At 47.3% G+C, this 15,373-nt stretch carries 12 protein-coding genes; 1 reads left to right on the plus strand and 11 read right to left on the minus strand.

The genetic code is table 11. The features are described from left to right. Nucleotides 1–140 precede the first annotated feature (140 nt). The 11 genes from C943_RS17050 to C943_RS17100 all read right to left on the minus strand — a co-directional run bounded on the left by C943_RS17050 (nt 141) and on the right by C943_RS17100 (nt 14,270). Nucleotides 141–1,097 carry a PorP/SprF family type IX secretion system membrane protein gene (locus tag C943_RS17050; protein ID WP_008630357.1) on the minus strand — a complete coding sequence of 319 codons (957 nt, stop codon included), beginning with the start codon at nt 1,095–1,097 and terminating at the stop codon, nt 141–143. 74 nt (nt 1,098–1,171) lie between these two features. After that, nucleotides 1,172–6,262: a thrombospondin type 3 repeat-containing protein gene (locus C943_RS22590; protein ID WP_040481137.1), complete on the minus strand. Its 5,091-nt coding sequence runs from the start codon at nt 6,260–6,262 to the stop codon at nt 1,172–1,174. Between the two features lie 216 nt (nt 6,263–6,478). Then, nucleotides 6,479–7,162, minus strand: coding sequence for a CPBP family intramembrane glutamic endopeptidase (locus C943_RS17060; protein ID WP_040481138.1), 684 nt, complete (start codon nt 7,160–7,162; stop codon nt 6,479–6,481). A gap of 2 nt (nt 7,163–7,164) precedes the next feature. Beyond that, nucleotides 7,165–8,241, minus strand: a complete 1,077-nt coding sequence (locus C943_RS17065) for a Gfo/Idh/MocA family protein (RefSeq protein WP_008630377.1) — start codon at nt 8,239–8,241, stop codon at nt 7,165–7,167. Nucleotides 8,242–8,562: 321 nt separating this feature from the next. Beyond that, nucleotides 8,563–8,799, minus strand: a complete 237-nt coding sequence (locus C943_RS17070) for a hypothetical protein (protein WP_008630379.1) — start codon at nt 8,797–8,799, stop codon at nt 8,563–8,565. 14 nt (nt 8,800–8,813) lie between these two features. After that, the gene (locus C943_RS17075) at nt 8,814–9,293 is read right to left on the minus strand and encodes a hypothetical protein (protein WP_157198591.1); all 480 of its coding nucleotides are present in this window, start codon (nt 9,291–9,293) and stop codon (nt 8,814–8,816) included. A gap of 315 nt (nt 9,294–9,608) precedes the next feature. Continuing rightward, the gene (locus C943_RS17080; protein WP_008630385.1) at nt 9,609–9,890 is read right to left on the minus strand and encodes a GNAT family N-acetyltransferase; all 282 of its coding nucleotides are present in this window, start codon (nt 9,888–9,890) and stop codon (nt 9,609–9,611) included. Between the two features lie 121 nt (nt 9,891–10,011). Further along, nucleotides 10,012–11,412 carry an aldehyde dehydrogenase family protein gene (locus C943_RS17085; protein WP_008630386.1) on the minus strand — a complete coding sequence of 467 codons (1,401 nt, stop codon included), beginning with the start codon at nt 11,410–11,412 and terminating at the stop codon, nt 10,012–10,014. A gap of 153 nt (nt 11,413–11,565) precedes the next feature. Beyond that, complete coding sequence (locus C943_RS17090; RefSeq protein ID WP_008630387.1) at nt 11,566–12,285, minus strand: LytR/AlgR family response regulator transcription factor; 720 nt, start codon at nt 12,283–12,285, stop codon at nt 11,566–11,568. Continuing rightward, nucleotides 12,257–13,342 carry a sensor histidine kinase gene (locus tag C943_RS17095; protein WP_008630388.1) on the minus strand — a complete coding sequence of 362 codons (1,086 nt, stop codon included), beginning with the start codon at nt 13,340–13,342 and terminating at the stop codon, nt 12,257–12,259. The genes C943_RS17090 and C943_RS17095 overlap by 29 nt, the downstream gene beginning before the upstream one ends. 94 nt (nt 13,343–13,436) lie before the next feature. Continuing rightward, nucleotides 13,437–14,270 carry a fumarylacetoacetate hydrolase family protein gene (locus C943_RS17100; RefSeq protein ID WP_008630390.1) on the minus strand — a complete coding sequence of 278 codons (834 nt, stop codon included), beginning with the start codon at nt 14,268–14,270 and terminating at the stop codon, nt 13,437–13,439. Nucleotides 14,271–14,635: 365 nt separating this feature from the next. Between C943_RS17100 and C943_RS17105 the strand changes: the two genes are divergently transcribed. Then, nucleotides 14,636–15,142 (plus strand): bleomycin resistance protein, encoded by a 507-nt coding sequence (locus C943_RS17105; protein WP_245545561.1) that lies wholly within the window; start codon nt 14,636–14,638, stop codon nt 15,140–15,142. Nucleotides 15,143–15,373 lie beyond the last annotated feature (231 nt).

Consider the following 15,373-nt stretch of genomic DNA (forward strand, 5'->3'; position numbering starts at 1 on the left):
CTTGAAATGTTGATAGAGTTTTGCTGAATAATGTGCTTGAGAATTGGTAATTCCAAAGAGGCCTGGCTTTTTTGCCTCAATTCACTTCAGTTGCAAGGTTTATCACTTGAAGTTCAAGCAGCTTATCGTTCAGTTTACAATTACCAGATCAAATCCCCGACTTTTCTCATGCTATCACTTTTTCTAAATAGGTAATAGGATAGCATAAATTCATGGGTTGGATTTGGAATGAGGTACGAACCGCTAACGGGCATCTCATAGGCATAGCCAAACTTGAACTTTGGCATGGCATAGCCCAGCTGCATGTTGAACGCGTAGTCGATACGGTGCCCCACGCCAACCCATACTTTTTCCATCAGGAGTGCCTTGATGTTAAACTCCATCGTGGATGGCAAGTCAGACTGAATCCTATACATCACGTGGGAAAAAATCGACACATTTGGCGTAACCGAATGACGAAAACCAGTTTGGAAAATGCTTACGATTGGTTTGCTTTCCAGGAAAATGTCTCCTGAACTGATGCCTCCCCTGTTTAGGTTGTGGGCGGCATAGGAGAAGTAGTAGTTTTGCGAAGTGAGTGCCATGCCAAGGTTGAAATCCAATATCGTCATGTTGGCAAAGCTGTTGAGAAATTGGTTTACCGTAGGGTCATCGGCCTGTTCGGTTGTCAGGTTGTTGCCGTCGAGGCCTACCATCGAATAGTTCATCGCCGCACCAAGTCTTAGATTGGAGCTTTTTCCAACCCTTATCCTAGAAGCATAGCTGATAACCATTTCGGTATCTTTGAATGGGCCGTATTGATCCTTTACCAAATTGACGCCGATCGCGTTTTTTCCTTCTACAATATTTTCTTCGCCGGATCCCTTGATTTCCGAAGGATCTATTTCAAGAGAAACGAAATAGGTTTTTGGTGCCCCTTCAAAGCCTGCCCATTGGTTGCGGACAAATCCCCTAAAGGTCGAGCCTTCATATCCAGTCAGTCCCGGGTTGAAATAACTCTGGAACTGGTTGAATTGGCTGACGTATTTTCTGGATTGGGCTGAGGCCCAATTGGCAGAAAAGACGCCGAGACAAATGAACAAGATCAGTTTTTTCATACGATTAAAGAATTTCATAATTGGTGTGTTGACCATCCCGGGTTTCACTTCGGGAGGGCTTGATATCAGAAGAGTTAATTTCTAAGAAGATTGAGCATACCTTTTCGTGTTTCTTGGGTGTCTTTCACCTCAATCACAAAGTAGTAGGTTCCCCTCGGCAGGACGGTTCCCAGATAGGTACCATCCCACAGTTCGTCCGCATCATCGGTGAAGAAGACCCGCAGACCGCCCCGTTCGTATATGTGGATCATGTACGATTTGTAGACTTTCAGCGCTCCGACTCCCCATTCGTCGTTGACACCGTCGCCATCAGGCGTAAAGGTGTTGGGGATTTGGATCGACTCGAGTGGCAGGATTTCCCTGGTGATTACAAATTCTTTTTGGAACACATTGCCTGCGCGGTCAGTGACGGTGACGACAATGGTGAATTCGGTTTCGCCCGGTCTCAGTTCGGAGTTGTTCCAGAACAATTGGTTTCCAACGATTTCAAACAAGCTGTTGTCAGCAGCGTCCGGCACCAATGCGATCGTATGGATATCATCCGTAGGGTCAATGACTGTGAAATCACCGATGAAGATCGAAGGATCATTGTTTTGGGCGAAAAGGTCGTTGCTCAAAAGCAGGTCTTCCGGTGCAGGCTTCGCAAGCACAATGACTGTAATAGTCGGCGGACCAGATAGTTGATCCTCCCAGCTGTTGGGGAACGTGATCACGCCTTCAAACACATAGGTTCCGCTTTGCAATGAATCATAAGATGCCGTGTTCCAAGTGATCGGCAGATACACCCAATCGCCATTATTGGTCAATACCAAAATCTGGCTTGGCAAGGTAATCTGGTCCAAAGGCGTAGCCCAAGGTACCTCGGTTGCGTCTAATGTCTCTGTGCCGACTACTTGGGTAATAAAAGGCTCGTTGACTGAGCATCCGAATTCGTCCACCGTTTCGCCGGTAGGAGTTGTCGGACAGAGGTCGATGTCATCTGTCACGCCATCTCCGTCGGTGTCTTTTTCAAAATCGGCGCAGCCATTGGTGTCGACCATAGAGCCTGCAGGTGTGTTTGGACACAAGTCGAGATTGTCAGTGATCCCATCACCATCGGTATCTTTTTGGGATTCCGCACAGCCATTGGCGTCAACCTGCTCACCTGTAGGTGTATTCGGACATTGGTCTACATCATCAAATACGCCGTCATTGTCCGTGTCTTTTTGGGAATCAGCGCATCCATTTACATCCACGGTAGTACCGGCGGGAGTATTGGGGCAAAGGTCGTTTGCGTCAGAAACTCCGTCTGAATCAGTGTCTTTCTGGGTTTCTGCGCAGCCGTTTGCATCTACAGGTTGGCCGGCTGGGGTACCTGGACATTGATCCAAGTCATCGGTAACACCATCGTTGTCCGTGTCTTTTTCGCTGTCCGCGCAGCCATTAGCGTCAACAGCAAGACCCGAAGGTGTATTGGGGCAGAGATCCAGGTAATCAGCTACACCATCTTGGTCGGTATCAATTTGGTCAATGCTACATCCTTGGGCATTGACAGTTGAGCCGATTGGCGTATTTGGACATTGGTCTTGGTCGTCGGGAATTCCGTCACCGTCGGTGTCTTTTTCAAATGGCGCACATCCAGTGGCATCTACGGTTGATCCAGCAGGTGTTGCGGGACATTGATCCAAGTCATCTGTTACGCCATCGCCATCTGTATCCTTTTGGGAATTTGCACACCCATTGGCATCGACAGTCGAACCGGGAGGCGTGTTAGGACATTGGTCAACGGCATCAGAAACTCCGTCACCGTCGGTATCTTTTTGGGTTTCTGCGCAGCCATTTGTATCTACCGTTGAGCCAGCCGGGGTATTTGGACATTGGTCCAGGTCATCGGTTACGCCGTCGCCGTCGGTGTCTTTCTGCGCTTCTGCACATCCGTTGGCATCAACAGTCGATCCGGAAGGTGTATTTGGGCATTGGTCAACGGCATCAGAAACTCCGTCACCATCGGTATCTTTTTGTGTTTCGGCGCAACCGTTTGCATCTACAGTGGAGCCAGCCGGGGTATTTGGACATTGGTCCAGGTCATCGGTTACGCCGTCGCCGTCGGTGTCTTTCTGTGCTTCCGCACATCCGTTGGCATCCACAGTCGATCCCGAAGGTGTATTCGGACATTGGTCAACGGCATCCGAAACGCCATCACCGTCGGTGTCTTTTTGCGTTTCGGCACAACCGTTAGCGTCTACTGTGGAACCTGCAGGCGTATTTGGACATTGGTCAAGATCATCGGTAACACCGTCCCCGTCGGTGTCTTTCTGCGCTTCCGCACAGCCGTTGGCATCTACGGTAGAGCCCGCTGGGGTATTTGGACATTGGTCTATGGCATCAGAAACTCCGTCACCATCGGAATCCTTTTGTGCATCTGCGCAACCATTTGAATCAACGGTCGAACCCGCGGGAGTATTTGGACACTGGTCAAGGTCATCGGTCACTCCATCCGCATCAGTGTCTTTTTCAGATTCAGCACAGCCATTCGCATCTACAGTCGAACCTGCAGGAGTATTTGGACATTGGTCTATGGCATCATTTACTCCGTCACCGTCGGTATCCTTTTGCGAAATTGCGCAACCGGTCGCATCGACTGTTGATCCTGGAGGGGTATTGGGGCAAAGGTCATTGGCATCAGAAATACCGTCACCATCTGTGTCTTTTTGCGTAGCAGCACAACCATTCGCATCCACTGTTGATCCTGCAGGAGTATTGGGACATTGGTCGAGCGCGTCATTTACGCCATCGCCATCCGTGTCTTTTTGGGCATCGGAGCAGCCATTGGCATCCACAGTGGAACCTGCAGGCGTATTTGGACATTGGTCATTGGCATCAGAAATACCGTCACTATCTGTGTCCTTTTGGTTATCTGCACATCCGTTTGCATCTACTGTGGAGCCTGCGGGCGTGTTTGGACACTGGTCTATGGCATCATTTACACCATCGCCATCCGTGTCTTTTTGTATTTCCGCACAGCCATTGGCATCGACAGTTGAGCCTGAAGGCGTATTTGGACATTGGTCGACGGCATCTGAGACTCCGTCACCATCTGTGTCTTTTTGTGAATCGGCACAGCCATTGGCGTCGACCGTTGAGCCCGCTGGAGTATTGGGACATTGGTCAATAGCATCATTTACGCCATCACCATCCGTGTCTTTTTGTGTTTCCGCACATCCGTTGGCATCAACAGTAGATCCTGTAGGCGTGTTTGGACATTGGTCGATCGCGTCATTCACACCATCTCCATCGGAGTCTTTTTGTGAATCGGCGCAGCCATTGGCGTCAACCGTTGAGCCCGCCGGAGTATTGGGACATTGGTCAATAGCATCATTTACGCCATCACCGTCCGTGTCTTTTTGCGTTTCAGAGCAACCATTCGCGTCGACTGCTGAACCAACAGGTGTATTGGGACATTGGTCGATCGCGTCATTCACACCATCTCCATCGGAGTCTTTTTGTGAATCGGCGCAGCCATTGGCGTCGACCGTTGAGCCCGCTGGAGTATTGGGACATTGGTCAATTGCATCATTTACACCATCACCATCCGTGTCTTTTTGGGTTTCGGAACACCCGTTCGCATCAACTGTTGAACCGGCCGGCGTATTGGGACATTGATCCCTGTCATCCGTCACACCGTCATTGTCTGTGTCTTTTTGGGATTCCGCACATCCGGTTGCATCTACTGTGGAGCCGGAAGGTGTATTGGGGCAAAGGTCATTGGCGTCCGAAACACCGTCACCATCTGAGTCCTTTTGTGTATCGGCACAGCCATTTGCATCAACGGTCGAACCGGATGGGGTATTGGGACATTGATCCCTGTCATCCGTCACACCGTCATTGTCTGTGTCTTTTTGGGATTCCGCACATCCGGTTGCATCTACTGTGGACCCTGAAGGTGTATTGGGACAAAGGTCTGCGGCATCGGACACGCCATCCGCATCTGTATCTTTCTGGGAATCGGCACAGCCATTGGCATCAACTGTGGAGCCCATTGGGGTATTTGGACATAGATCCAGATAATCCGGTACGCCATCGCTGTCCGTATCGATTTGATCAGGCGTACAGCCATTCGCATCGACGGTAGAACCCGCCGGTGTGTTTGGACATTGATCGCGGTCATCCGTTACGCCGTCCCCATCGGTGTCTTTTTGAGAGTCCGCACAGCCAGTTGCGTCGACCGTCGAACCCATAGGCGTATCTGGACACAGATCCAAATAATCTGGAACGCCGTCCCCATCCGTATCGATTTGGTCAGGGCTACAGCCATTCGCATCTACGGTAGAACCGGCAGGTGTATTTGGACACTGGTCCAAGTTGTCGGTCACACCGTCATTATCCGTGTCTTTTTGAGAATCAGAACATCCGTTTGCGTCGACGGCTTCTCCTTCGGGAGTATTTGGACATTGGTCCTGCATGTCAGGCACGCCATCTTTGTCCGTGTCGATTTGAGATGCGCTACATCCTTCGGCGTTTACTGATTCACCTGCGGGAGTGTCCGGACAAATGTCTAAGTCATCGGTTACCCCGTCGCCATCAGTATCTTTTTCCGCTTCTCCACAACCACTCGCATCTACAGAGCTACCGGGAGGAGTATTTGGACAAAAGTCAAGGAAGTTTGGAATTCCGTCGCCATCATCATCGGCTCTTGCTGCCTGACATTCGTCTTGGTCTATAAATTGTCCACAATCATCTGATTGTGTTTTGAAGTTGAATGTCTCGCCGCGCACAGGAGCATTTCTCCAGATTTCAAAAGTATAGGTTGCTTCAGCTCCATTTTTATCCAGGACACGCAAACTGATAATGTTTCTTCCCGGCATCAGAAGAATCCTAGGCGAATCTTGGTCGGGGAGTATCCTTTTTCCTTTGATTGTCAGGGAGCTCGCCGCATCCGACACGCTCGGCATCATGCTGATCGAGAAGGTCGAAAATGGCACCTCGATTTTGTAGCTTGTGATGGAGGGATCAAATGATGGCTGGATTCTTCCTTCGGACACTGTCAATCGACGCAAACCAGTATTTCGATCGGCGGAAAGTTTAGCTTCGTTTATATAGGCTTCTGAAGCCTGTATCGTTAGGAAGCTGTAAATAGCTATCCAGAAACATATTCTGAAAACACCTTTTGTGGAGGGAATTTTCATTGGTAGGTGATAAAATTGGTGAAAGATGGGTGTTAAGACTTGAAGAGTCGGAAATAAAATTGGACAAAAAAACCAAATTAGAAAAATATTATTTGAAAAAAATATTAATTTACAGTATAAAATTTTACGAAGAAAATTTTTCTGCCATCAAAATGCAAAAAAATGCGGGCTAAATATTTGATGATTTTTGGCGTTTTTTACTATTATGAATGATTTTCACCGACTTATGTTGTCGTTGTTCAATCTCAAAATGAAATTCAACTCGAATCCAAGGGACAAAAACAAATGAATTACTGCGGCCGGCCAAACAACTTGCAACTCGATTGCCAGCAGGCACAAGATAATCCCGAAAGGGATCGCCGAAATCGCTTCTTTTCTCCCGGCAAAGAAATGTATAAAGGAATACAAAGCTGTATTGATACCAATGGCAATCCAAATTTTCCCGAAGTCGGCCAAGAGTTCGCCGAGAAACCATCCCCTGAACCACATTTCGTAGGCAATGAGGAAGATGATTCGGGCGAGGAAGTAAATTATAAGTATTAAAGTAGCTGGTTTCCTGAGAAAATGTGCCTCTGAAAAGTCCACGAGCTTCGCTTGGCGCTTTCCAATGAAGAATGCCAGACCTGAAAGTGCAATGATCACGATCGTCCAAGTCCAAGATATTCCTTCCTCGCCAAACAATAAGTTGAAAGATTTGCTCAAACCATGGTACCAAACCGGGTAAATTCCCCAAAGCAAAATTCCCGCGGACAACAAACCAAAATGGATACCGATGTTTTTTGGCCAGCCAGCTGGGCTAAAAAACTTAAGGCTTTTCTCACGAAAAGCCCAAGCATGCATCAAAAACAGGATGATGAAAAGGATTCCATGTACGGCCAAACCCATTTCTCCTGTTTCCATATTTAGTCGAGGTAGATCATTTTCCCGGTTTTCACAGATTCATCACAGGCAAAAGCGATCTTCAAGCTATTGAGCGCATCCTGCAAATGGTCGGTCAAATCGATATTTTCCCGAATAGCCCTCAAGAAATACTGCTGTTCCCGGTCGCAGAGTCCCTGATGGTCAGGCTCATCTGTCATATCGATCCAAAAGTCCTTTTTGGTGAAGTGATTCCTTTCATCCAAATCCGCATGGTGGACCTTGATACTTTCTGTTTTGGTGTGGGAATCGACATCGTCTGATTTTCCAGCTGCCCCGGCATTTTTTGCTACGATCGATACCGCTCCTTTCGGGCCAAACACATCCTTGATAAAGAAGGCGTTATCCGAAATCATCGGACCCCAGCCGGCTTCGTACCACCCGACGGAACCGTCTTCGAATCGGATTTGGAGTTGGCCATAATTGTAATTCCAGTCGGGAATCTCATTGGTCATCTTGGCCCCGATGGCTGCGACGGAGATCGGTTTGGATCGTGTCATTTGGCACATCACATCAATATAATGTACCCCGCAGTCCACGATAGGGCTGAGACTTGCCATGAGGTTTTTGTGCACGTCCCACATGAATCCGTGGCTTTGTTGGTTGAGGTTCATGCGCATCACAAGCGGCTTGCCGAGTTGTTGGGCTTCAAGGATAAATCTCTCCCAGGAGGGATGGTGACGCAGGATATAGCCCACGACGACTTTTTTGTTGGCCTTGACCGCGGCGTCGATAATGCGTTGCGAACCCTCGACGGTGTCGGCAAGCGGTTTTTCGATAAATACATGTGCGCCCGCCTCCAATGCTGCTATGGCCATCTCTTCGTGGGTATCGGGATAAGTGGAAATGCAAACCGCATCGGGCTTGGTCTGTTTTAATGCGGATGCGAAATCATCAAAAAGCGGATAATTCGCGCCTAGTTTCTTGTTCAACTTCACTTTGCTGTCTCCTCTTGCCACGAGGCCGACGATTTCGAATTCAGGCATGTAGTGATAGGCAGTGGCATGCGAAGCACCCATATTGCCGCAGCCTACGACTAGGATTTTGATGGTTGGGTTCATTTTCTTTTGCTTTTATATATATGCAATTTGCGAAAAAAAACCGGGTGTTTGGAATATGAATAACCCTATATGAACCTAATTGTAATGCGGATCTATTTGGGATGGAAGCATCTAGCTAATGAAAACAAGGTAGCTTTAATTTCAATTGAAGATGGAGTTGGCCATGGTAATTGTTGTATGCACGGCTATTCCAGAGAGCAGAAAAAGGACTGAAGTACCAATCAATACCCCCGTTCCAACTGGGTTTGGTTTCTTTAATTCAGTGTCTCGGAATTTCTAGTTTATCAATGTCTGAGATCTAAGACTTTTTTACGTTTTTCTTTAAGCCTCGATTATTTTTTCCGGGCTTTCGTCGATCATCGCCAGTTCAAACATTTTTCCATCATCCACACAAATCCTGTAGGTCTTAGTCCAGTTAAGGTTCAATTTCAAATTGGCGTCAATGTCGTCGATAGACTGGCCTATCGATCTATTGGCTGGAGAATCCTTATAGGAAACGAAGTGATTGAACAATACAAATGCGAATAGTATCGTGAGTAATCTGCCAATAATTTTCATGGCTGTATTTGTTTTTAGTCGTCAGTATCGGTACCCAAAAGATCCACGCCAAGGACAACCGAGAGCACTATCAATACTGCCCCAACTCCAATGGAAATAAGTGTACTTTTTGCTCCGTCCTGCCGTACCTCAATTTCTTGAATAGCCTGGATTGGAATCTCAATCAAGTCCTCGCCGACAGGTTTTGGTTTTCCGTCATCTTCAAAATACTCGTATCCGTATAGGTTCTTCTCATCATAATCTTTCAGGTAGAGCATATAGTGAATTCCTTCTTTGTCGACGATTCGGTAGATTTCTTTTCGGTATAGCTCACTAAAGTTCTCCTTGAGTTTTTTGTTTTGATCAGAACCATCTTCCTCGATGGGAGCCCAATTCAGGGGGGCGTAGCTGACACAGGAGAATAGCATTGAAAAAATCAATAGGTGGGATACTGCCTTCATCAGGATTCCCTTGAGTCTTTTGGAAGTTCGAGTGGTTCCCATGGTAATGTTCATTTATACCAAATTTAAGGGATGTGTTTTCCGAGGGGAAAAAACCAACGGTGAGATTCAAGCAGTTCTTACTAAGGTTGAAAATGATTTTCTGGAAATTCAATAATCGGCTTGCTTGGGAATGGCGTTGTTCCTATTCCAACGTAGTTTTTGATTCTGTTAAACAAAAAACGATCCTCTGTTTACTCGCAAATTGTGGGCACGGCGTATGGTCATTGCGTTTTTTTCGCAAAGCTGGGAAGAAAAATGAGCCTGCGTGGGATTGATGATATTGCTCGAATAAGTCCCCTAATCCCAATAGGGAAATCGGGCGATGACTTACACCAACACATCCCTCCATTCCGGGGTCCTGCCAAAAAGCCCACGGGCAAACGGACAAAGGGGAAGTATCTTGATATTGTTTGTTCGCGCGTGTTCCACACCTGCGAGGACAAGTTTCTTTCCAAGTCCCTGTCCGTTGTAAGCAGGGTCGACTTCGGTATGGTCGATGATGATTTTTGTCGGGCCTGCGATGGAATAGGTCATCTTTCCTGCTTGTGAGTCGCCATCCATCAGGATAAATGCTCCCTTGGTTTCAGTGTGTTCGTGTTTGATTTCCATATTTATATGTTGTGGTTTATTCGTGTATTTTTTTGGGTTCGAGTTTAAAGGGTGAGGATTTTATTTGAAGCACTTAACAAGGTGGCGTAAGTGTGTCATCTTTCGTCTGGCATTTGACAATTCAAAATACCTCACTCTTCATAACCATTAGTTTTTCTCTTGTCATCTCCCGCATGGTATAACCTATTCCTCCCACGCCCTCTCCCGAAGCATCCCAACCCCCAAATGGCATCCAATCGACACGGAACGCGGTATGGTCGTTGACCATTACTGCACTGGCTTGGAGGTTTTGCACGCAATACAACGCGGTGTCGAGGTTTCTTGAGAAAACTGCCGCTTGGAAATGGTATGGAATCGCGTTGGCCGCTGCTATGGCCACATCCAAATCCTCGTAAGAATAGACACAAACCACCGGCCCAAAGATTTCCTCTTGTGACACTTTTGACTTATCGGATGGGTTCCATAAAACTGTCGGCGCATAACACGTTTCTCCGAGTTTGTTGCCGCCACAAAGCAGTTCTGCGCCTTCTTCAATCGCGTCTTGAGTCCAATTATGGATTCTGTCCGCCTCTTTTGGAAGGATCAAAGGCCCGACTTCGGTTGTTGGATCGAGCGGATTTCCGACTTTTAATTTTTGGGCCGCTTCTGATAATTGCATCGCTAGCTTACGAGCAATACCATGATGCACAAACACCCGCTGAACCGAAACGCAAACCTGTCCGGCGTGGTAGAATCCGCCTTTGGCCAAAGCGGGAACGACTTTTTCCAATGCAACATCGTGGTCCACAATCACAGGCGCCGCACCGCCATGCTCGAGTGCACAGCGGGTTCCGGGCGAAAGCTTGGACTTCAGGTACCAGCCTACTTTTGCCGAACCGATAAATGAGAGATAACTCACGCGCTTATCAGTCGCCAAGATCTCCGCGTCTTCGTTGTCAAGGATCAAAGCCTGCACCCACCCTGTAGGTACGCCTGCGTCCTGCATCAATTCGACAAAACGAAGACAGGTCATCGGAGTGGTTCCTGCAGGCTTCACGATTGCAGGGCAACCCGCCGCAAAAGCTGTCACTACTTGGTGGACGATCAAGTTGAGAGGATGGTTGAAAGCGGAGATGGCAGCGACTACACCGATGGGTTCACGCATGGTAAATGCCAGCCTCCCGGTCGAAGCCGCAGTCAATCCCATTGGTATTTGTGTTCCTTTCAGGCGTCCGATTTCCTCAGCTGCAATACGGACGCCGTTGATGGCTCGATGGATTTCTACTCTGGAATCCATATAGGGTTTACCACCTTCCGTGCTGGCCAAAATGGTCAGTTCCTCGGCTTTTTCCCGCATCAATGTTTCCAATTTACCTAGAACAGCAATGCGCGCGTGGGGGGGAAGCCATGATTTTCGATCGGTAAAAAGCCGGTATGCTGTCTCCAATGCCTTTTCCAATTCCTCTTTTCCCTGCATGGGGATTTCTTGGATGAGGCTTCGGTCAAAGGGATTGAAAACAGGAAGAATCTTGAGGTTTTTCATGGAAATAAGTCGGCGAATCTACTTTTCGCTGAACTGCAATATAGGCATATGCCTCCTTGGATGCATCATTATCTTTTCCTGTACCGCCTGCGGCTTCTCCGAAACCAGTACATTTTAGACCTCTTGCTTTTGGAGAAGAAAGGTGAGGTATCGTTAAACCCCCGTAATCTCTCGGAACTTTACGCTTTGTCTTTGACTCAGGTCGACTTTGAGTCCGCCCTGCATTTCGACCAACAAGGTGGAATTGAAGTAGGGTTCGATGTTCTTGATATAGTTCAGGTTGATGATGTATTGTCGGTTGGCGCGAAAAAACACATCCTCGGGCAGCCTGTTTTCCATATAGGTAAGAGACTTGTGGAGGAGGGGTTTCTTGTTTTCGAAGTGAACCTTCACATAGTTGCCGTCGCTCTCTATGAGCGAAATATCCTTCACAGGTACGAAAAAGCACTTTTCCCCATCCTTTATAAATATCTTCTTGTCGAGGGAAAGTTTCTCCTGTGCATTGTTTCTGTTTTCGGGAATGCGTTTCAAGATTTTTGACACGGCATCCTTGAGTCGGTCCGGATTGACGGGCTTGAGGAGGTAATCTAAGGCGTTCACCTCAAAGGCTTTCAAGGCGAACTCATCGTAAGCAGTCACAAAGATTACCTCGGGGCTTTCATCCAATGCTTCCAACAGCTCAAAGCCATTGGTGCCCGGCATGTTGATGTCAAGGAAAATGAGGTCAGGTTTGAGTTCGTTGATCTCCGCAATGGCCTGTGAAGCACGGTCGGATTTGCCGATGATCTTGATTTGGCCGAAAGGCGCGAGGAGCGTTTCTAACTCCATCAGCGCCAACATTTCGTCATCTACCAGATAGCATTTGATGTCCATGGGCATTGTATTTCAGTGGATAGGTTATGGTTACGGAGACTTGGTTATCGCTTTTTCGCTTGAGTACCAGATCGGATTTGTCACCAAAAAGGCTATGCAAGCGTTTGGTGGTGTTTTTAAGGCCAATGCCTTTGTTTTGATTGTCCTTCAAAACACCGCTGTTGGATACTTCGATCTTTACGTTTTGGGAATTGGCGGAGGCGGTGATCTCGATCAATCCGCCGTCGGGAAGCTGCGTGATGCCGTGTTTGATGGCATTTTCAGCCAAAGTCAAAATCATCGCTGGTGGGATTTTCGCATCCAAGGTCTCAGCTTGCAAGTCGATCTTCACGTCCAGCCTGTTGCCAAACCTGATCTTTTCCAATTCCAGATACTTCACAACTTCGTTGATCTCTTCGGAAATACTGATCAGCGGCGTTTTCTCATAATTGAGCGTGAAGCGCAACAGTTCGCTGAGCTTGATGATTGCCTCCCGGGATTTTTCCGTATCGATCAGCACAAGTGCCTTTATGCTGTTCAGCGCATTGAAGAGAAAGTGCGGATTGAGTTGGGATTTGAGCAGTTCCAGTTCCGAAGTCTTCGCTAAGTTCTCCACAAGCAGTTTTTGCTCCGCGATTTCTTGGTGCTTTTTCAAAACATGGTAGAGGTAGTAAATAATGATCCATACCACCACGTAGCGGGCCACGTTCATGATTTGGCCGAAATATGAGATCAAAAACTGCGTGTCGATCTTGGCATTTGGATTTGCATACAATGTGATCCCATACAGCACCGAGACCATAATGGCCGTCATGAAGAAAGTGTCCGCAAAGGCGCGCACCCAAATCGTCGAAAGGGTTTTTTCGAAGACAGCCGACCGGATAAAGAGCTTCTTATAGATATGTGAGGTCAGTATTCCCGTCACTGACAGGATCGCAAACTGACCCACATAATCCCAAGAGAATTCTCCTACGATGAAAAACGTGTAGTTAACGGTCTCGACAAGGATGATCGAGCCCCAACCAAGGACCTGGAACAGCCAATAGCGTTGGTTTTTGTTCAGGACAATTTTTTTCATCGTGCAGATTCAGGGAAAATTCTCCTTCAAAGAAACCAAAAAATTCATCCAATCGCCCCCTGAAGCTACAGGATTGCAGTTTTGGGTGGATGAATTAGGATCGCATGTCTACGATATTGCTTAACCTGCCGATTCCCTCGATGTCTATGTGGATTATGTCTCCGACCTGAAGGGTAAAGTTGTTGTCCGGCACAAGGCAAGTCCCTGTCATCAGATAGGCACCTTTTGGAAAGCTCATTTCGCGGGTCAGGAACTCCACGAGCTCACCATGTTTCCGCTTCATTTGGTTGATGGAGATTTGCCCGGAAAATACCGTCTTCCAATTGCGCTCGATGCTCATATTGATTTTGGCATCGGGATCAATGGGAGACTTTGGTACCCAAAGACAAGGACCGATCGCCGCTGACCTGTCGTAGCATTTTGCTTGTGGAAGATAGAGCGGATTTTCACCCTCAATGTCTCGGCTACTCATATCATTGCCAATGGTATAGCCCGCGATTTCGTGTTGGCTGTTGATGAACAAGGTCAGTTCAGGTTCAGGTACATTCCATTTGGAATCCCTTCGGATCAAAACCTTCCCGCCCGGTTCGGCGACGCGGCTTGGGGTGGATTTAAAAAACAATTCGGGACGCTCGGCCTCATAGACCTTGGAGTAAAAAACAGCGGCACCGCTTTCCTTGGATTCTTCCATCCGGGCTTCCCTGCTGCGGAAGTAGGTCACTCCCGCCGCCCAAACCTCCTGTGTGCCTAGTGGGGCCAAGAGTTTTTCAGGTTTTTCCACCAATGTATCGGCACTTTCAAATTCCTTTTGGAGTACGGTGTGAAGGTTTGGCTGATTGACAAGGGCGTCCCAATCGGAGTGTTTGGAAAGGACAAAGCGTCCGTCCTGTTCGAGGATGATTCCTTTTTCGCTGCGATAAAGTTTCATGTATAGGTTATCTAGGTTAGGCTTTGAAGATAATAAAAAGGCAAATGTTGGTTTTGTGAAATTTGAGGAATGGTGAAAAGGGAGGGAAAGCAGGGAAGCTGCAATGCGAGGATGGTTGAGATCACTCGTGCCTCAGGATGCACAAGGAGGGGGGGGTGACAATTGATGTTTCCTTTTTTTGGGAAGGCTGTTCTTTGTCACCCCGAGGTAGGAGGGTTCTATGTTTTTAGACTTGACAGTGAGAAAGCCTTCTTTCCTGGGGATGACCAAGTGCGGTTTAGAGTAAGCGCTACGCTTTTTGCAAGGGTAAGTTTTTGACTCTGGCTTGGGTTTTATTCGGCAGAATCATTAAATTAGAAGAAACATTGTATCTCCCCAAAACACCACGACCATGGAAAAGTGTACCTGTACGGATTGCGACTGTACTGCCTGCAACTGTAAAAACTGTCAAGAGAACGATTGCCCTTGTACTCAGTGCGATTGTCAGAGATGTGATTGCTGCAAGGACGCCGCCTAGCATGCTGACTGCCGTCAACCCCAAGCTTCCCATGCGGAAAGCCGCCATTACCAAACGATATTATATTGAGCAATTGGGATTTTCCCTTTTGTCCGATTATGGCAAATACCTGATTTTTGGGAAGGACGAAGTGGAAATCCATTTTTTCGAATTCAAGGATCTTGATCCCCATGAAAACTACGGGCAGGTCTACCTGCGCACAGATGACATCGACGGGCTTTATCAGTCCTTCTTGTCCAGCGGAGTGGCTATCCATCCGAGCGCCCCGCTGCAAACCAAACCTTGGGGACAACGGGAATTTTCCCTGCTGGATCCCGACTATAATTTGCTGACTTTTGGGCAGGCGGTAGTGTGAATCGAGTTGAGTTCCTTATTTTGATTGATCAAAAAATCAAAATAACCAAAAACGATAGCATGACGCTCGTTTAGATTGATTTTTTAAAATCCTAATGGTTTTTTCTTTGGGGATTTGGAAAATATTATGCTTTCCTGTTTTTGTTTTTGCAAATTTTCGATCGATCATCGATCATTTTGATAAAATTCATCACCTTTTGTTATTTTTTACTAAATTCAAGGCCCAAAACCT

The organism is Mariniradius saccharolyticus AK6 (assembly GCF_000330725.2).
Classification (GTDB): domain Bacteria; phylum Bacteroidota; class Bacteroidia; order Cytophagales; family Cyclobacteriaceae; genus Mariniradius; species Mariniradius saccharolyticus.

Bases quoted from the DNA above. Each gene is read 5' to 3' on its own strand.
- C943_RS17050 (WP_008630357.1), bottom strand. From the start codon at position 1,097: ATGAAAAAACTGATCTTGTTCATTTGTCTCGGCGTCTTTTCTGCCAAT.
- C943_RS17070 (WP_008630379.1), bottom strand. From the start codon at position 8,799: ATGAAAATTATTGGCAGATTACTCACGATACTATTCGCATTTGTATTG.
- C943_RS17075 (WP_157198591.1), bottom strand. From the start codon at position 9,293: ATGAACATTACCATGGGAACCACTCGAACTTCCAAAAGACTCAAGGGA.
- C943_RS22590 (WP_040481137.1), bottom strand. From the start codon at position 6,262: ATGAAAATTCCCTCCACAAAAGGTGTTTTCAGAATATGTTTCTGGATA.
- C943_RS17100 (WP_008630390.1), bottom strand. From the start codon at position 14,270: ATGAAACTTTATCGCAGCGAAAAAGGAATCATCCTCGAACAGGACGGA.
- C943_RS17060 (WP_040481138.1), bottom strand. From the start codon at position 7,162: ATGGAAACAGGAGAAATGGGTTTGGCCGTACATGGAATCCTTTTCATC.
- C943_RS17085 (WP_008630386.1), bottom strand. From the start codon at position 11,412: ATGAAAAACCTCAAGATTCTTCCTGTTTTCAATCCCTTTGACCGAAGC.
- C943_RS17080 (WP_008630385.1), bottom strand. From the start codon at position 9,890: ATGGAAATCAAACACGAACACACTGAAACCAAGGGAGCATTTATCCTG.
- C943_RS17090 (WP_008630387.1), bottom strand. From the start codon at position 12,285: ATGGACATCAAATGCTATCTGGTAGATGACGAAATGTTGGCGCTGATG.
- C943_RS17095 (WP_008630388.1), bottom strand. From the start codon at position 13,342: ATGAAAAAAATTGTCCTGAACAAAAACCAACGCTATTGGCTGTTCCAG.
- C943_RS17065 (WP_008630377.1), bottom strand. From the start codon at position 8,241: ATGAACCCAACCATCAAAATCCTAGTCGTAGGCTGCGGCAATATGGGT.